Annotated in this window: 18 protein-coding genes and 1 pseudogene; 9 read left to right on the forward strand and 10 right to left on the reverse strand. The window is 71.7% G+C overall.

What is annotated here, in order from left to right; all coding sequences use genetic code 11:
* The first annotated feature begins 37 nt into the window (after positions 1-37).
* From AB0J10_RS28040 to AB0J10_RS28050, 3 genes are all read left to right on the forward strand, one after another.
* On the forward strand, positions 38-871 hold the full coding sequence (locus AB0J10_RS28040) for an AraC family transcriptional regulator (protein WP_363065246.1): 834 nt from the start codon (positions 38-40) through the stop codon (positions 869-871).
* 262 nt (positions 872-1,133) lie between these two features.
* Positions 1,134-1,826 carry an AzlC family ABC transporter permease gene (locus AB0J10_RS28045; RefSeq protein ID WP_363065329.1) on the forward strand — a complete coding sequence of 231 codons (693 nt, stop codon included), beginning with the start codon at positions 1,134-1,136 and terminating at the stop codon, positions 1,824-1,826.
* Positions 1,823-2,131, forward strand: coding sequence for an AzlD domain-containing protein (locus AB0J10_RS28050; RefSeq protein ID WP_363065247.1), 309 nt, complete (start codon positions 1,823-1,825; stop codon positions 2,129-2,131). Before AB0J10_RS28045 ends, AB0J10_RS28050 begins: the two co-directional genes overlap by 4 nt.
* Before the next feature lie 59 nt (positions 2,132-2,190).
* Here the strand turns inward: AB0J10_RS28050 and AB0J10_RS28055 are convergent, their stop codons facing one another.
* Positions 2,191-3,096 (reverse strand): hypothetical protein, encoded by a 906-nt coding sequence (locus tag AB0J10_RS28055; protein WP_363065248.1) that lies wholly within the window; start codon positions 3,094-3,096, stop codon positions 2,191-2,193.
* A gap of 78 nt (positions 3,097-3,174) precedes the next feature.
* Between AB0J10_RS28055 and AB0J10_RS28060 the strand changes: the two genes are divergently transcribed.
* From AB0J10_RS28060 to recX, 4 genes and pseudogenes are all read left to right on the forward strand, one after another.
* The gene (locus AB0J10_RS28060; protein WP_363065249.1) at positions 3,175-3,369 is read left to right on the forward strand and encodes a DUF3046 domain-containing protein; all 195 of its coding nucleotides are present in this window, start codon (positions 3,175-3,177) and stop codon (positions 3,367-3,369) included.
* Between the two features lie 148 nt (positions 3,370-3,517).
* On the forward strand, positions 3,518-4,858 hold the full coding sequence (locus AB0J10_RS28065; protein WP_363065250.1) for an AI-2E family transporter: 1,341 nt from the start codon (positions 3,518-3,520) through the stop codon (positions 4,856-4,858).
* 300 nt (positions 4,859-5,158) lie between these two features.
* Entirely contained in the window at positions 5,159-6,295 is a 1,137-nt protein-coding gene (recA, locus tag AB0J10_RS28070; RefSeq protein WP_363065251.1) for a recombinase RecA, read from the forward strand.
* A pseudogene (gene recX / locus AB0J10_RS28075) lies at positions 6,187-6,897 on the forward strand (recombination regulator RecX); the annotation flags it as partial. The gene recA and the pseudogene recX, both read left to right, overlap by 109 nt.
* Before the next feature lie 497 nt (positions 6,898-7,394).
* Here the strand turns inward: recX and AB0J10_RS28080 are convergent.
* The 8 genes from AB0J10_RS28080 to AB0J10_RS28115 form a co-directional block, all read right to left on the reverse strand.
* Positions 7,395-7,805 (reverse strand): rhodanese-like domain-containing protein, encoded by a 411-nt coding sequence (locus AB0J10_RS28080; protein WP_363065331.1) that lies wholly within the window; start codon positions 7,803-7,805, stop codon positions 7,395-7,397.
* Positions 7,796-8,323, reverse strand: a complete 528-nt coding sequence (locus AB0J10_RS28085) for a cysteine dioxygenase (protein ID WP_363065252.1) — start codon at positions 8,321-8,323, stop codon at positions 7,796-7,798. Before AB0J10_RS28085 ends, AB0J10_RS28080 begins: the two co-directional genes overlap by 10 nt.
* Before the next feature lie 113 nt (positions 8,324-8,436).
* Positions 8,437-8,523 carry a putative leader peptide gene (locus AB0J10_RS28090; protein ID WP_363065333.1) on the reverse strand — a complete coding sequence of 29 codons (87 nt, stop codon included), beginning with the start codon at positions 8,521-8,523 and terminating at the stop codon, positions 8,437-8,439.
* A 62-nt stretch (positions 8,524-8,585) separates the two neighbouring features.
* On the reverse strand, positions 8,586-10,190 hold the full coding sequence (locus tag AB0J10_RS28095) for an FAD-dependent monooxygenase (protein WP_363065253.1): 1,605 nt from the start codon (positions 10,188-10,190) through the stop codon (positions 8,586-8,588).
* Between the two features lie 174 nt (positions 10,191-10,364).
* The gene (locus AB0J10_RS28100) at positions 10,365-11,297 is read right to left on the reverse strand and encodes an amino acid ABC transporter permease (protein ID WP_363065254.1); all 933 of its coding nucleotides are present in this window, start codon (positions 11,295-11,297) and stop codon (positions 10,365-10,367) included.
* Complete coding sequence (locus AB0J10_RS28105) at positions 11,294-11,962, reverse strand: amino acid ABC transporter permease (protein ID WP_363065255.1); 669 nt, start codon at positions 11,960-11,962, stop codon at positions 11,294-11,296. Before AB0J10_RS28105 ends, AB0J10_RS28100 begins: the two co-directional genes overlap by 4 nt.
* Positions 11,963-12,046: 84 nt before the next feature.
* A complete protein-coding gene (locus tag AB0J10_RS28110; RefSeq protein WP_269728045.1) occupies positions 12,047-12,898 on the reverse strand; it encodes a glutamate ABC transporter substrate-binding protein in 852 nt (283 codons plus the stop codon).
* 80 nt (positions 12,899-12,978) lie between these two features.
* Positions 12,979-13,764, reverse strand: coding sequence for an amino acid ABC transporter ATP-binding protein (locus AB0J10_RS28115; RefSeq protein ID WP_363065256.1), 786 nt, complete (start codon positions 13,762-13,764; stop codon positions 12,979-12,981).
* Between the two features lie 254 nt (positions 13,765-14,018).
* On the opposite strand from AB0J10_RS28115, the gene AB0J10_RS28120 reads away from it, so the two are divergent.
* Positions 14,019-14,720, forward strand: a complete 702-nt coding sequence (locus AB0J10_RS28120; protein ID WP_363065257.1) for a response regulator transcription factor — start codon at positions 14,019-14,021, stop codon at positions 14,718-14,720.
* 15 nt (positions 14,721-14,735) lie between these two features.
* Entirely contained in the window at positions 14,736-16,130 is a 1,395-nt protein-coding gene (locus AB0J10_RS28125; protein ID WP_363065258.1) for a HAMP domain-containing sensor histidine kinase, read from the forward strand.
* Positions 16,131-16,192: 62 nt separating this feature from the next.
* On the opposite strand, the gene AB0J10_RS28130 is transcribed toward AB0J10_RS28125, so the two are convergent.
* Complete coding sequence (locus AB0J10_RS28130; RefSeq protein WP_363065259.1) at positions 16,193-17,191, reverse strand: TAXI family TRAP transporter solute-binding subunit; 999 nt, start codon at positions 17,189-17,191, stop codon at positions 16,193-16,195.
* Between the last annotated feature and the right edge of the window lie 44 nt (positions 17,192-17,235).

The following is a 17,235-nucleotide window of genomic DNA, read 5'->3' on the forward strand; positions in this document are numbered from 1 at the left end:
CCCACTGACAAGCGCCCGGAGCTGCGAGAATGTCGACATGGCCGAGGGCGAGTGGGCGCGGTACTGGCAGCATGAGCTGCTGCCGGGAATCGATCTGCTCCGGGCCCGGTACGTACGGCACACCTTCCCCCGCCACAGCCACGAGGGCTACGTCTTCGGGACCATCACGCGCGGCGTCGAGGAGGTCGGGCTCCCGGGCGGTGTGGTGCACGCCGGGCCCGGCACGGTCGTGATGATCAATCCCGAGGTTCCGCACACCGCCAGGGCCGGTGTGGCGGAGGGCTGGGTGTACTCGACGCTCTACCCGTCGTCCCGGGTGGTGGCGGAGATAGCGGCGGAGACGACGACGATCAGGGGCACCGCCGGCTTCGCGGAGACCGACGTGGTCGACGAGCAGGCGGCCCGGCTGATCCGCGAGGTCCATCGCGCGGCCGAGGAGGGGAACGCACTCGCCGCCGACAGCTTGCTGCGGATCATGGTGGCACGGCTGCTGCGGAACCACGGGAGCAGTCTCCCGGCGCGCGAACCGCTCACGGCGGGCGCCCGCAACGCGGCACGCGCCCGGGCGGTGCTGGAGGAGCGGATGGAGAACCCGCCCACGCTCCAGTCCCTCGCCGCGGAGCTGGGCACCAGCCCCTTCGCCCTGCTACGGGCCTTCCGTGACCGCTACGGAATGCCACCGCACACCTGGCTCACCGACGCCCGCGTCCGCCGGGCCCGGCGGCTGCTGGACGCGGGCGCGCGCCCGGCGCAGGCGGCCGCCGCCGTCGGGTTCGCCGACCAGCCGCACCTCAACCGGCACTTCACCCGGATCGTCGGGGTCCCCCCGGGCGCCTACCAGCGGGGACGGGGCGCCGGCGGACGGCGGTGAGGCCGGCGGTCCCCGCCGCGGGACGAGCTGCCGGGCACCCCGACGTGCACGGGGCAACCGACGCTCACGGGGCGCGTCGGCGGGCAGCAGACCGCGCCGGGGAACGAGGGGCCGGGTGCAAGAACGTACAAGACCTCGAACCGTCCGCTCCCGTACCGTCCCTGACGTGCCAGAACAGACAGCATCATCAGAAATACCCACAGCCGGCGCACCGCTCGCCGCGGCCGGCGGGTCCGGGCCGCGGACGACCGCGGACGTACCGGTGAAGACCGACTCCGCCGTCGTGAGGGACGCCCTCGGCGTGGGCGTCGCCGTCGGCCTGTCCGGCTTCGCCTTCGGTGTGACGGCCGCGGGCGCGGGGCTCGATGTCCTGCAGATCTGCGCCCTCAGCCTGCTCGTGTTCACCGGCGCCTCGCAGTTCGCCCTGGTCGGCGCGCTCGCCGCAGGCGGCAACCCGTTCACCGCGGCCGCCGGCGCCTTCTTCCTCGGGACCCGCAACGCCTTCTACGGCCTGCGGCTCTCCCAGCTCCTCGCGGTGCGCCGCGCCGTGCGGCCGTTCGCCGCCCACTGGGTCATCGACGAGACCACCGCGGTGGCCCTGGCCCAGCCCACCCGCCGCGCCGCCCGCATCGGCTTCACCGTCACCGGACTCACCCTCTATGTGCTCTGGAACCTCACCACACTCCTCGGGGCGCTCGGCGCCGAGGCCATCGGCGACACGGACGCCTGGGGACTGGACGCGGCGGGGCCCGCGGTCTTCCTGGCACTGCTGGCGCCCATGCTGCGCTCGACGACCGAGCGGGTGGTCGCCGCCGTCGCCGTCGTCCTCGGCCTCGGGCTGCTGCCGGTGCTCCCCGCCGGAGTGCCGGTGCTCGTCGCGGCCGTAGCGGCGCCCGCCGTGCTCTGGTGGCAGGGCCGGAGGACCACCACCAGGCGGAAGGGAGCGGAGCGTTGAACGTCTGGATCGCGATCGGAGTGACCGCCGCCGCCTGCTACCTGGTCAAACTGGCCGGCCTGCTGGTGCCGGCCGGCGTGCTCGAGCGCCCGCTCGTCCGGCGGCTCGCCGCCCTGCTCCCGGTCGCCCTGCTGGCGGCGCTCACCGCACAGCAGACCTTCAGCGCGGGCGGCGCACTGGTGCTGGACGCCCGGGCCGCAGGACTGGCCGCGGCCGCGATGGCACTGGTCCTCCGGGCCCCGTTCCTCGTCGTGGTCGCCGCCGCCGTGGTGGTCACCGCGGGGGTGCGGGCCCTCGGAGGCTGAGCCGGACGCCCCTCGCGCCGGACTCCTGACGAGCGTCCGGCGCGAGGGCGCGTGCCGGCTCAGCGCAGCACGCGCCCGTGTGCCCGCAACGTGCGCAGCGCCTCGACCGTCACGACCGGACGCCACTCCAGGGCGGTGCTCGGCGCCCACTGGCGCCACCGGACCGGCCAGCCGCCGTCCTCCTGCTGCTCACGGGCGAGGTGGTCCAGCGACCGGTCCATCTCCTCGTCCGTGAACCAGCGACGCGCCAGCGAGCCGGGTACGCGGGCGTAGTCGTGGGGGTAGTGGTGCTCGCCCGGCGCGTAGCCCGCGGCGACCGGGCACTCGTCGGACCGGTCCGGGTCGAGCACCACGAGCCGCTGCTCGCGCACCAGCCTGCCGAGCCGGTCCGCGGCCTCCTCGGCGCGCGACCGGTCCGGGACACCGTCCAGGAACGCGACCGCCGCCTGGATCTCGTACGGGTGCGACTTCCGCAGCCCCTCCACCGCCGCCCAGCAGAAGTCGGTCGCCCGGAACAGCCACGCGTGCCACACCTGGTTGCGATGCAGCAGACCCACCACGGGCCCCGTGACCAGCAGCTCACTGGGCGGATCCGACACGATCGGTATGAACGGCGCCGACGGGTAGCCCCGCTGAGAGGGATGGATCACGGGCAGGGCGCCCTCCCGCGTCGCCACGTTCGTCAGGTAGCGGCAGATCCGCTCCGCCCGCAGCCCGCCGCAGCGCCCGATGGAGTCCAGTACGCGCAAGGCGTGCGCCGTGTGCAGCGGCTGGCTCGCGGGGCCGCGGAGATCGGGCTCCAGGGCGTGGCCGTAGCCGCCGTCCTCATTGAGGTACGCGGTCAGCGCGGCCTCGACCGGCTCCGCCGCCGCACCCAGGAAGTGATACGCGAACCGCCGCTGTTCGAGCACGCGGGCCGTGAGCCAGACGAAGTGCTCGGCGCGTGCCAGAGGTGTTCCAGCCATGCTCCGACGGTAGGGGCGAACGGGCTCCGCACAAGGCCGACGGACGGGTCTCACCCTCAGGGGGCGGATACTGGTGCCATGCGGTTGACGATTTTCTGGGAGCGGATGGAGGAGCACTTCGGCGCGGCGTACGCCGACTCCTTCGCACGCGACCACGTGATGACGGAACTCGGGGGCCGGACGGTGTACGAGGCGCTGGCCGCGGGCTGGGAGACCAAGGACGTCTGGCGCGGGGTCTGCGCCGCTGTCGGCATCCCGGCGGACAAGCGCTGAGCGCGGGATCCGGGCGGTCGTCCCGCCGGAGGGGGCCGGGCCGCCCCGCGCCGGTGAGGCCGGTACCGGGGCGTGTCGGTCCGCCCGTCGGCAGGGCGGCGTCCACAGGGCCGTCCCGGTTGTCGCCGCGGTGGGCGAGACTTGCTCCGTGGCACCGAATGACGAGACCACCCAGGACCAGAACCGCCCGACCCCCCTTTGCGCGGGGGCCGGGCGGCCCGTTGACGACACCGGGGCCGGCCCGGCGGAGGGCGGGGCCCGGCTGAAGGTCCCGTCGCCCGCCACCGCGCCCGACGGCGGTGCCGGGGCCGGAGCTCCCGCCGGCCCGGCCGTCGCGCCGGGGCGCATGCCCCGCTGGCTGCCCCGCGCCATGGTGCTGGCGCTGGCGCTCTACGGCTGCTTCCAACTCGGCAGCTGGGCCTTCCACCAGCTGATCGGTCTGCTGATCAACGTGCTGATCGCGTTCTTCCTGGCGCTCGCGATCGAACCGGCGGTGGGGCGGATGGCGGCCCGCGGAGTGCGCCGCGGCATCGCCACGTTCCTCGTCTTCCTCGCGGTCCTGGCCGTGAGCGTGGGCTTCGTCGTGGCGCTCGGCTCGATGCTGGCCGGCCAGATCGTCGAGATGGTCGAGGACTTCCCGCAGTACCTGGACCAGGTGATCAACTGGATCAACAAGACCTTCCACAGCGAGCTGTCGCGAGTCGCGATCCAGGACAGCCTGCTGCGTTCCGACTGGCTGCAGAAGTACGTGCAGAACAGCGCGACCGGTGTGCTCGATGTCTCGGCCACGGTGCTCGGCGGGCTGTTCAAGCTTCTGACGATCTTCCTCTTCTCCTTCTACTTCGCGGCGGACGGGCCGAGGCTGCGGCGCGCGCTGTGCTCGGTTCTGCCGCCGTCGAAGCAGGCCGAGGTGCTGCGAGCCTGGGAGATCGCCGTCGACAAGACCGGCGGGTACCTGTACTCGCGCGGGCTGATGGCGCTGATCTCGGGTGTCGCCCACTACGTGCTCCTGGCGATGCTGGACGTGCCCTACGCCCCGGCGCTGGCCATGTGGGTGGGGCTGGTGTCGCAGTTCATCCCCACCATCGGCACCTATCTCGCGGGGGCCCTGCCGATGCTGATCGCCTTCACGATCAACCCCTGGTACGCACTGTGGGTACTGGGCTTCGTGCTGGTCTACCAGCAGTTCGAGAACTACGTGCTGCAGCCGAAGCTCACCGCCAGGACGGTGGACATCCATCCGGCGGTGGCGTTCGGCTCGGTCATCGCCGGCACCGCGCTGCTGGGAGCCGTCGGCGCGCTGATCGCGATCCCGGCCGTCGCCACGCTGCAGGCGTTCCTGGGCGCGTACGTGAAGCGCTACACCGTGACCGAGGACCCGCGGGTGCACGGCCACCGGCGACACGGCGAGGCGGTCCTCGCCCGGGTCCAGCGGGCCCTGCGCAGCAAGAAGGACGGGACAGCGGCAGACGGGGAGACGGGCGCCTGACGGCTCCTCCCGGACCCCGGCCGTCCGGCCGTGTCCGCACGCTTGCGGCGGCCCGGCCGCGGTCTTCCGGCGGCCCCGCGGGAGGCGGTGCGGCACGGGACGCGCAGTGCGGGCGGCGTGCTTGACACCAAAATCGAACATCCATTCTTATGGAGGTCCGGCCTTTGAAGGTCCGGTCTTGGATCCCGGGGTCCTCACCGGGTTGTCCACAGGTTGGAGGGACGTCGGGGCGCGTTGTCAGTGGCAGGGGTTAGCGTCTTTGGCGTGAAGCGAACGACTCAAGCAAACCGGGTGGAACCCATGGCAGGAACCGACCGCGAGAAGGCGCTCGACGCCGCGCTCGCGCAGATTGAACGACAGTTCGGCAAGGGCGCCGTGATGCGCATGGGCGAGCGGTCGAAGGAGCCCATCGAGGTCATCCCGACCGGCTCGACGGCGCTCGATGTCGCGCTGGGTGTCGGTGGCCTGCCGCGCGGCCGTGTGGTGGAGATCTACGGCCCGGAGTCCTCCGGCAAGACGACTCTGACCCTGCACGCCGTCGCCAACGCGCAGAAGGCGGGCGGTCAGGTCGCCTTCGTCGACGCCGAGCACGCCCTCGACCCCGAGTACGCGAAGAAGCTCGGCGTCGACATCGACAACCTGATCCTGTCCCAGCCGGACAACGGCGAGCAGGCGCTCGAGATCGTCGACATGCTGGTCCGCTCCGGTGCGCTCGACCTCATCGTCATCGACTCCGTCGCCGCGCTCGTGCCGCGCGCGGAGATCGAGGGAGAGATGGGCGACTCCCACGTGGGTCTCCAGGCGCGGCTGATGAGCCAGGCCCTGCGGAAGATCACGAGCGCGCTCAACCAGTCCAAGACCACCGCGATCTTCATCAACCAGCTCCGCGAGAAGATCGGCGTGATGTTCGGCTCGCCCGAGACCACGACCGGTGGCCGTGCGCTGAAGTTCTACGCCTCGGTGCGTATCGACATCCGCCGCATCGAGACCCTGAAGGACGGCACCGAGGCCGTCGGCAACCGCACCCGCTGCAAGGTCGTCAAGAACAAGGTCGCGCCGCCCTTCAAGCAGGCCGAGTTCGACATCCTCTACGGCCAGGGCATCAGCCGCGAGGGCGGTCTGATCGACATGGGCGTGGAGCACGGCTTCGTCCGCAAGGCCGGCGCCTGGTACACGTACGAGGGCGACCAGCTCGGACAGGGCAAGGAGAACGCGCGGAACTTCCTGAAGGACAACCCCGATCTCGCCAATGAGATCGAGAAGAAGATCAAGGAGAAGCTGGGTGTCGGGGTGAGCAGCACCGAGGCCCCGGCGGCCGAGCCCGGCGCGGACGCGGCGAGCGCCGCCGCCCCGGCCGACGCTCCCGCCAAGTCGGTGCCCGCGCCCGCCACCAAGGCGGCGAAGGCCACCAAGACGGCGACGGCGGCCAAGGGCTGACCGGCACCGTGCCCGACCCGAGCCCGCGGCGTACCGCGGATTGGCCGGGCGGCAGCTCCGCATCGTCGAGGGCCGGTGAGGAGCTGCCGCCCCAGGACCCGGTGGAGAGGGCGCGGGCGATCTGTCTGCGCCTGCTCACCGGTACCCCCCGGACCCGGAAGCAACTCGCCGAGGCGCTCCACAAGCGCGAGATCCCGGACGAGGCCGCCGAGGAGGTGCTGTCCCGCTTCGAGGACGTGGGGCTCATCGACGACGCGGCGTTCGCGGGCGCCTGGGTGGAGTCACGGCACCACGGCCGCGGACTGGCCCGCCGCGCCCTCGCCCGCGAGCTGCGCACCAAGGGCGTCGACCCGGCGCTGATCGACGAAGCGGTCGGCCTGCTCGACGCCGACCAGGAGGAGGAGACGGCGCGCGAACTGGTCGCCAGGAAACTCCGCTCCACCCGAGGCCTCGACCGGGAGCGCCGACTGCGCCGTCTCGCGGGCATGCTCGCCCGCAAGGGATACCCGGAGGGCATGGCCCTGAGGGTGGTTCGCCGGGCCCTGGAGGAGGAGGGCGAGGACACCGAGGGCCTGGACGGTCTGGAGGACGGTCTGTCCTGACCGGCCGCGGACAAGGACGGTACATGGACGGGCCGATGCGGGGCGCCGAACCGGCCGGCCGCGGGTCGTGACCGGGGCGGGTCGCCCGGGCGGTGCCGGGCACGGCGCCCGTCCGAGTCCGGAGTCGTCCACGACTCATCACCTGTCTCGGCGGCTTCCAGCCCGCCCGGGTACATGGTTCTCTCCCCGTCACCCGGAACCGTCCGGGTGTTCATCAGGGGGCGAACGTCGTGCCTCGGCGCCGCCGCAGGCCGAGGCCCACCAAGACCACGGGAGCGGACCGGTGTTCACGGAGGGGAAGGGACGAGGGAAACCACGTCCCGGGACACCGGTCCGCTTCGGTGCCGACTGCGGGGCGCCACGTCAACCGGCCGCCCCACGGTCGGTTGACCGACGCACGCCCACATCGGTTTGTCGGCGGCCGACTCCCTCCCGGCACCCGTGCGCCGGCCGTCCCATACCACGCACCTGGCACTGCTCGTACCGCCGCGCGACCGCTATTCCGCCGTCTCCGGCACCCGTACCGGCAGTCCCTGGGCACGCCACGCCTGGAAGCCGCCGACCAGATCGGTCGCGCGGTGCAGCCCGAGCTGCCGGAGTGAGGCCGCCGCGAGCGATGAGGCGTACCCCTCGTCGCAGACGACCACGACCCGCAGGTCATGGCCGGTGGCCTCCGGCGCACGATGGCTGCCCAGCGGATCCAGCCGCCACTCCAGTTCATTGCGTTCGACGACCAGCGCACCGGGGATCAGCCCGTCCCGGTCGCGCAGCGCCGCGTAGCGGATGTCGACCAGCAGCGCACCGTCCGCGGCCGCCTCGAACGCCTCGGGGGGTTCGACCCGGTCCAGGCCCTCCCGGACCCGCTCGAGCAACTCGTCGATTCCTGTCGGCTGTTCGCTCACTGCCAGTCCTCCGGACGTTCGACCTGTTCGAGGCGGAGTACCGCGCCGGTCCTGCTGAACCGCCGCAGCAGAGGCAGCGGCGGGTGGTACGCGTGGACCGAGACCGCATGCTCGGTGGTGGACTCGTTGAGCACCTCGTGGACATGGTGCCTCCCGAACGCCCGCCCCTCGCCGGGGCCGAGGTGCCGTTCGCGGTCCACGTCCTCCGCCAGCTCCAGGGTCTTCCAGCCGCTCGCGGGGAGCCGGACCGCGAGGGAGTTCTCCGTCAGCTCGCCCGACGCGGTGGCGAAGGCGCCGACCGATTCCGCATGGTCGTGCCAGCCGGTGCCGGTGCCGGGAGGCCAGCCGATCAGCCACGCCTCACTGCCACCCGGCCCTTCCAGCCGCACCCAGGTGCGGCCCTCGGGGTCCAGCGGCAGCGAGGCGATCATGTCGGTGTCGGCGGCGGCACGCCGCACGAAGGCGAGGAGTTCGGCCGCGGTGGGTGCGGCGGCCTTGGTGTGCACGGGAGCAGACCGGGTCACGGGAACCGTCCTGGGGACTCGCTGAGACGCCCACGGCCGACGTGCTCGCCCGCACGGGGACACCCGTGCGCGAACGCGGCCGCGAAAGCAGGGGAAAGAGAGGGAAGGCGGGGTCAGCAAGACCGTCGACACACGCAGCCCGCATAGCGGAGCAGGTCCATGTGGACCCTCCGCCACAGGCGCACATCGGTGTCGGTCACGCCCCGGAGTACACCATGTGCGTCCGTGCCGGTCAACGGATGTCCGCAGTGCGGGCGGGTGCTCAGTCCGACCGGGCGGTCGCGTGCTCGGCGCGGGACTCCGAGGTCGAGGGCGCACCTCCACGCACCGCGTCGGCCGCGGCGTGCAGCTCGGCCGGACGCACGCCCCCGAAGGCGGCGGCGAGATGCCCGTCCGGCCTGACCAGCAGCACCGTGTGCGCCGATGCACCCGGATAGGACTCGGCGACCAGCAGCTCCGCCCGGGCGGGCAGCTCCGACACCGTCGAGGCGAGCCGGGGCATGACGCCGGCCGTCACCCAGTGGCGCCGGTCCCACACGCCCGTACCGGGGGCGATCAGGACCACCAGCAGCCGGGCCCGGCCCAGCCGGTCCCGCAGCCGGGCGGCCGTCCCGTCGGGCGTCGTCACGGCCACGTCCGCCACCGGGGCACCGGCCGGGGTTCCGACTGCGGTGTGCACGTCGGCGTGCTGGGGTGTGAGGGGGGAGTGCGGGTAGGCGGGGGGCGCACCCAGCGCGCCGAGCCCCAGATGACCGTCCGTCAGCAGCGTGTCGTGCCCCCGCGTGGCGCCCGGCAGGTACGTCCGCAGGCCACCGGTGCCGCGCAGTATCGGCAGGGACTGGTCCGCGGCCCGCAGCCGTGCGGCAACCGCCGTGCGACGTTCCGCCTGGTAGCTGTCGAGGAGGGTGTCGGAGGCGCCGTGGTGCCAGGCCTGGGCGAGCTTCCACGCCAGATTGTCGGCGTCGCGCATGCCCTCGTCCACGCCCTGGGTGCCGACCGCGCCGAGGAGATGGGCCGCGTCCCCGGCGAGGAAGGCGCGGTCCACCCGCCAGCGTCGGGCCAGCCGGTGGTGCAGGGTGTGGACGCCGGTGTCGAGGAGGTCGTACTGCGGCGGTCCCTCGCACCAGCCGGCCAGCGTGTCCCGGACCCGTGACACCAACGCGTCGGGCGTCACCAGTTCGCCGCGCGCGGGCAGCAGCCAGTCCAGCCGCCAGACGCCGTCGGGCAGCGGTCGCGCGGTCACCTCGTCGCCGACCGCGCGCCACGGCGGCAGCCGGTGCAGTACACCCTCGTCGGGCCAGGGCAGCTCGGTGCGCAGGGCGGCGACGGCGTGGCGCTCCACGGCGGTCCGGCCGGGGAACCGGATCCCGAGGAGCTTTCTGACCGTCGACCTGGCCCCGTCGCAGCCGACCAGGAAGCTCCCGCGCCACCAGGTCGCCCCGGGCCCGCGCGTGTGCGCGGTGACACCCCTCCCGTCCTGTTCCAGCGCGTCGAGACGGCTGTGCGCGGCGACCCGCACCAGGTCCGCCGCGTCCACCGCGTCCCGCAGTCCCCGCATCAGGGCGTGCTGGGGGATGTGCACGGGAGCCGGCAGATCCTCTCCGTGGAACTCCACCCGGCGCAGTTCCTGCTTGCGCCGCAGCGAACGCCAGCCGGCCCAGCGGGCTCCCTCGTCACGGATCGTGGTGCAGCCCAGCCGCTCGGCGAGCGCCGCGGTGTCCGCGCGCAGGAGGACCGTACGCGCGGGGCGCGGCTCGTCCTTGCCCTCGCCCTCGTCGAGGACCACCGAAGGAACGCCCTGAGCGGCGAGGGCGAGGGCGAGCGCGAGCCCGACCGGCCCCGCGCCGACGACGATCACCGGGTCCACGGCGCTGCTCCTGAGACCTGCCGGGACGGAGTGAACAGGGGGAATGGGCCGGCTGGCACCCGGTGTGCGATCACAGAACGTATGCAACCCACTGCCGGTGCCCCCGTCAAGCGACGGAGGGCGGCGGACGCCTTCGCGCCGCCGCCCTCCGGGGGTTCCTGCACCCTCGCGGGGTCAGCCCCCGCCTCCGGCGCCAGACTTGAAGTCGCCCTGTGCGGAGAGGCCGTCGGCGGGCCCCACCGGCTCCAGACCGCCGCCGGGACCGGTGTGCACGACGGCGCCCGTGCTCTTCTTGCCGCGCCGCAGCCTGCGCTCCAACCACCCCGCCGCGGAGGTGAGGGCGAAGTTCAGCGCGACGAAGATGACGGCGACGACGGTGAAGCAGGCGATGGTGTTGGCACCGTAGTTGGCGCTCATCGGCCGGACGGAGGACAGCAGTTCGTTGAAGGAGAGCATCGCACCGCCGAGGGCGGTGTCCTTCACGATGACCACCATCTGGCTGACGATGGCCGGCAGCATGGCCGTCACCGACTGCGGCAGCAGCACGTGCCGCATCGTCTGACCCTTGCGCATGCCGATCGCCTTGGCGGCGTCCGTCTGGCCCCGCGGCAGGGACTGGATGCCGGCTCGGACGATCTCCGCGAGGACCGAGGCGTTGTAGAGCACCAGGCCGGTGACCACCGCGTACAGCGGGCGCACATCGCTGCTGACGTCGGTGAAGTCGGCGTAGGCCGCGTTGGCGAACAGCATCAGGATCAGTACGGGGATGGCGCGGAAGAACTCCACGACCGTGCCGGCGACGGCGCGGACCGAACGGTGGTCGGAGAGCCGGGCGATGCCGAAGACCGCACCGAGCGGCAGCGCGATGACCAGCGCGAGGGTCGCGGCGATCAGGGTGTTCTGCAGTCCGGGCCAGAGGTAGGTGGTGTACGGCTGGGAGCTGGTGAAGAACGGCTCCCACTTGACCCAGTCGAGCTGGTTCTTGGAGTTCAGGCCGTCGTAGACCCACCACACGGCCAGCGCGAGCACGGCCAGGAACAGGACGGTGTAGCCGATGTTGCGCCGCTTGGCACGCGTGCCGGGGGCGTCGTAGAGGACGGAAGTCATCGCTTCACCGCCACCTTCCTGCTCACCCAGCCGAGCACCAGTCCGGTCGGCAGCGTGAGGCAGATGAAGCCGAACGCGAAGACCGCGACGATCGGGATCAGGGCGGCGTACGTCTCGATCCACTCCTTCATCAGGAGCGAGGCCTCCGCGACACCGATCACCGCCGCGACGGTGGTGTTCTTGGTCAGCGCGATCAGCACGTTGGCCAGCGGGTTGACGACCGACCGGAAGGCCTGCGGAAGGACGATGAGCGTCAGCACCTGGGTGAAGCTCAGGCCCAGGGCGCGCGCCGCCTCCGCCTGGCCGACGGGCACGGTGTTGATGCCGGACCGCAGCGCCTCGCACACGAAGGCCGCGGTGTAGGCGATCAGGCCCAGCACCGCCAGACGGAAGTTGACCACAACGAAGTTGTCTCCTCCGCCCAGGGTGACGCTGAGGGTCTGGAAGAGACCCAGCGAGGTGAAGAGGATGACGACGGTGAGCGGGATGTTACGCACGACGTTCACGTACGCGGTGCCGACGGCCCGCATCAGCGGCACCGGGCTGACCCGCATGCCGGCCAGCAGCGTTCCCCATATCAGGGAGCCTATGGCCGAGTAGACGGTGAGTTTCACCGTCACCCAGAAGGCGCCCAGCAGGGCGTCCATATCAAGAAAGTCGAACACGATCTCCCGCGCTTCCGCGTCTGCGAGTGGGAAGGACTCGGCGCGCCGCCGCCGTCAGCGGCGGCGCGCCCGGTCGGCCAGGCGTTACTTGACGATGTTGCCGATCTTCGGGGCGGGCTCGTTCTGGTAGCCGGCCGGGCCGAAGTGGGCCGCCACGGCCTTGTCCCAGGACTTGTCCTGGACCATCTTCTCCAGCGCCTTGTTGATCTTGTCCTTGAGCTCGGTGTCGCCCTTCTTCAGGCCGATGCCGTAGTTCTCGTTGCTCATCTTGAAGCCGGCGAGCTTGAACTTGCCCTTGAAGGCGTCCTGCGCGGCGTAGCCGGCGAGGATGGAGTCGTCGGTGGTCAGCGCGTCGATGACCTTGTTCTCCAGGCCGGTGAGGCACTCGGAGTAGCCGCCGTACTCCTGCAGCTGCGCCTTCGGGGCCAGCTTGTCCTTGACGTTCTGCGCCGAGGTCGAGCCGGTGACCGAGCAGAGCTTCTTGTTGTTCAGGTCCGCCGGGGACTTGATGGAGTCGTCGTCGGCGCGGACCAGGATGTCCTGGTGGGCCAGCAGGTAAGGGCCGGCGAAGTCCACCTTGGCCAGGCGCTTGTCGTTGATCGAGTAGGAGGCGACGATGAACTTGACGTCACCGCGCTCGATCGCGGTCTCGCGGTCGGCGCTCTTGGTCTCCTTGAAGACGATGTCGCCCTCTTCGTAACCGAGCTCCTTGGCCACGTACTTGGCCACGTCGACGTCGAAGCCCACGAACTTGCCGTCGGGGGTCTTCAGGCCGATGCCCGGCTGGTCGACCTTGATACCGATCGTGATCTTGTCGCCGCCGCCCGCGGAACCGCCGCCGGCCGCGTCGTCCTTCTTGCCGGAGCCACAGGCGGTGACGGTGAGAGCGAGCGCGACTGCGGCGGCCGCGGCGGCGGAGGCCTTACGGAGCTTCATGTGAACTTCCCTTGGTTGGACGTGATGTGTGCGATCAGCAGAACCTGCCCGGGCCGAACGATGCCCAGGAACGGACGGGTTCAGTGGTGCAGGATCTTCGAGAGGAAGTCCTTGGCCCGGTCGCTGCGCGGGTTGCTGAAGAACTCCTCCGGCGTGGCCTCTTCGACGATCTTGCCGTCGGCCATGAAGACGACGCGGTTGGCGGCGCTGCGCGCGAAGCCCATCTCGTGGGTGACGACGACCATCGTCATGCCGTCACGCGCCAGTTGCTGCATGACCTCGAGGACCTCGTTGATCATCTCGGGGTCCAGCGCCGACGTGGGCTCGTCGAACAGCATGACCTTGGGGTTCATCGCCAGCGCCCGGGCGATCGCGACGCGCTGCTGCTGGCCGCCGGAGAGCTGCGCCGGGTACTTGTCGGCCTGCGAGCCGACACCCACCCGGTCGAGCAGGCCGCGCGCCTTCTCCTCGGCGGCCTTCTTGTCCGTCCCGCGGACCTTCAGCTGGCCCAGCATGACGTTCTCCAGCACCGTCTTGTGCGCGAAGAGGTTGAACGACTGGAAGACCATGCCGACGTCGGCGCGCAGCCGGGCCAGCTCCCTGCCCTCGTCGGGCAGCGGCTTTCCGTCGATCGTGATCGAGCCGGAGTCGATCGTCTCCAGCCGGTTGATCGTGCGGCACAGCGTGGACTTGCCGGACCCGGAGGGCCCGATCACGACCACGACCTCGCCGCGCGCGATCGTCAGGTCGATGTCCTGGAGTACATGCAGCGCGCCGAAGTGCTTGTTGACGTTGCTCAGTACGACCAGGTCCGTCGTGGCCGGCACGGCGTCCTCGGCGCCCTTGGTCACTGATACTCCGCTCATCGGCTTCTTGCTCCGTCCTCCTCGGTTGGGAGGACCTTAATGACGCACTCCGACCACCGTCATTACATCTGAGCGGAAATTGAGCATAACGATCCGGCTGCAACCGGACACACTGGGTGAACGGGGCGGCGGACGCAGTACCGGGTGGATAACGAAAAACCCCAGGTGGCCGGTAACCCTCTTGACTCATGATGGGACTATCGGTCTTTATGCCCTGGTAACAACGCGAGAGCCACGCCCGGGAGGGGGGCCACATGAGACTTCTGCTCGTAGAGGACGACGACCACGTCGCCGCGGCCCTGTCCGCGGTGCTCGCACGCCACGGCTTCCAGGTGACCCACGCCCGCAACGGCGAGGAGGCGCTCCAGGCCGTGCTCCCGGCGGCCGCCGAGGGCAGGGCTCCCTTCGGGGTCGTCCTGCTCGATCTGGGGTTGCCGGACCAGGACGGTTACCAGGTGTGCGGGAAGATCCGGAAGCTCACCACCACGCCGGTGATCATGGTCACCGCGCGGGGCGACGTGCGCTCGCGCATCCACGGGCTGAACCTCGGGGCCGACGACTACGTCGTGAAGCCGTACGACACCGGCGAGTTGCTGGCCCGCATCCACGCCGTCAGCCGGCGTACCGGGCCCGGCGAGGAGGCCGCGCCGGGCTCCGACAGCGCGCTCAGGCTCGGCGCGGTCACCATCGAACTGCCCACGCGCCGCGTCAGCGTCGACGGTGCGGACGTGCAGCTGACCCGCAAGGAGTTCGACCTGCTGGCGCTGCTCGCGCAGCGGCCCGGTGTCGTCTTCCGCCGCGAGCAGATCATCAGCGAGGTGTGGCGCACCAGCTGGGAGGGGACCGGCCGGACGCTGGAGGTGCACGTGGCGTCGCTGCGTTCCAAGCTGCGTATGCCCGCCCTCATCGAGACCGTGCGCGGCGTCGGCTACCGCCTGGTCGACCCCGTCGCGTAAAGGCGCGCCCTCCCCTTGCGTACCCGCCTCCTCCCGCTCCTCATCGTCCTCATGGCCGGCGTCCTGCTCGCCCTGGGGTTCCCGCTCGCGGTGAGCCTGGCGGCCGCCGAGCAGCAGCAGGTGGTGGTCGACCGGCTGGACGACACGGCGCGGTTCGCCGCCCAGGCCCAGTTCGTCACGGAGGGCGTGCCGGGCCGGGACGAGCGCCTCACCACCCTCGAGGAGGAACTGACCCGCTACAACGATGTGTACGGGATCCACGCGGGCGTCTTCCACCGCAGCGATGCCGCGATGGCCCGGGCCCCCTGGTACTGGGAGGTTCCGGAGACCGGGGTGGGTCGCCAGGCGTTCGCCGAGGCCCTGCTCGGCCGCCGCAGCCACGATCCACCGCAGGTATGGCCCTGGCAGCAGGACGGCCGGATCGTCGTCGCCTCGCCGGTGGTGCGCGACGGCGACGTCGTCGCCGTCGTCGTCACCGACTCGCCCACGGGGCAGCTGCGCTCGCGCATCCTGCGCGGATGGCTGGTCATCGTGGCCGGCGAGTCCGCGGCGATGCTCGTCGCCGTGGGCGCGGCGTTCCGGCTCACCGGCTGGGTGCTGCGGCCGGTGCGCATCCTCGACGCCGCCACGCACGGCATCGCGACCGGCCGGATGAACTCCAGGGTCGCCGCGGCCGGAGGCCCGCCGGAACTCAGGCGTCTGGCCCGGTCGTTCAACGAGATGGCCGACAACGTCGAGCTGGTGCTGGAGCAGCAGCGCGCCTTCGTCGCCGACGCCTCGCACCAGCTCCGCAACCCCCTCGCCGCCCTGCTGCTGAGGATCGAGCTCCTCGCCCTCGAACTGCCCGAGGGCAACGAGGAGATCGCCTCCGTGCGCACGGAGGGCAAGCGGCTCGCCCGGGTACTGGACGATCTGCTCGACCTGGCCCTGGCCGAGCACGCCTCCGCCGACATCCGGCTCACCGACATCGGTGAGCTGGCGGCCGAACGGGTCGCCGCCTGGCGCCCCCTCGCGCAGGAGAAGGGCGTCCGGCTCAGCGGCCGCGGTCCGGCCGTCACCGCCTGGGCCGACCCGATCGCGCTGTCCAGCGCCCTGGACGCCGTGATCGACAACGCGCTGAAGTTCACGCCCGAGGGGGAGGAGGTCACGGTCACGGCCTCGGCGGACGGCACGACCTCCACGGTCGTGGTCGCCGACGGCGGCCCGGGGCTAACGGAGGAGGAACTCGCCCGGATCGGGGACCGCTTCTGGCGCAGTGGCCGTCACCAGAACGTGAAGGGCTCCGGCCTCGGACTCTCCATCACCCGCGCACTGCTCTCGGCGGGCGGCGGCTCGATCGGGTACGCGCACAACGAACCGCGCGGACTGCGGGTGACGGTCACGCTGCCGCGCCATCCGCCGACGGCCTGAGGTGGGGACCGGCCGGTCCGGACGGGGCCGACCGGCCGGAGCCCGTGCCCCCGGCGCTCGCCCTACGGCTTCACCGAGCCGTAGTAGCGGCGGGCGCCCTCGTGGAGCGGCAGCGGGTCCGTGTAGATCGCCGTCCGCAGGTCCACGAGCTGCGCCGGGTGGACCTCACGGCCGATCCGGTCCCGGCTCCTGATCACGGTCCGGGTGAACCGCTCGGTCAGCTCCGGGTCCGCCCGGTCCGTCGTGACGAGCAGATTGGCCACGGCGACGGTCTGCACCGGGGACCTGGCGCCCATCTGCGGATAGGCCTCGGCCGGGATCACCGCCGAGTGGTAGTGGCGCGTAGCGTCGCCCGTCGCGTGGACGCGGCCGATGAGCCTGTCGCCGACCGGCACCAGCCGTACGGGGAAACGTTCCGACAGTTTCTGGATCGTGCCGGTCGGCAGCCCTCCCGACCAGAAGAAGGCGTCCAGCTCGCCCCGCTCCAGCCGTCCCGGCAACGTGTCGAGGCCGGCGGACACCGGTTCGATGTCCTGGCGGGCGTCGAGGCCCGCGGCCGTGAGCACCCGGTCCGCTATCAGACGGACACCGGAGCGGTCCTGACCGACGCCGACCCGCCTGCCGCGCAGATCGGCCGGGGTCTCCACGGGCGAGCCCTGGGGCACGACGAGCTGTACGTAGTCGTCGTACAGCCGTGCGCAGCCACGCAGCCGGTCGGCGCCCGGCCTGCCGTCGCGCCGGTACTTCGCCACCGCGTCGGCGGTCGCGATCGTGAAGTCGGCCTCGCCGCTCGCGACCCGGGCGAGGTTCTGCTGGGAGCCCTCGCTCTTGCGGAGTTCTATCGAGACCTTCGGCAGGTCGTGGGCCAGGGCGTTCTTGAGGAGGTCGCCGTACCGCTGGTACACGCCGCTCTGCACGCCCGTGCTGAACGTGAGCCGGCCGCTCGGGCTGCTGTCGTCCATCGGCAGCAGCCACCACAGCAGCAGCGCGCACACGACGGCCAGCGCCGCGGAGCCCTGCAGGGCGCGGCGCCGGCTGATTCGGGACAGAGCGGGGAACATGGCGCGATCCTGCCAGTTCACGTGCGGTGCCGGCCAGGCCCTCC

The sequence above is a fragment of the Streptomyces sp. NPDC049887 genome (assembly GCF_040656535.1).
GTDB lineage: Bacteria > Actinomycetota > Actinomycetes > Streptomycetales > Streptomycetaceae > Streptomyces.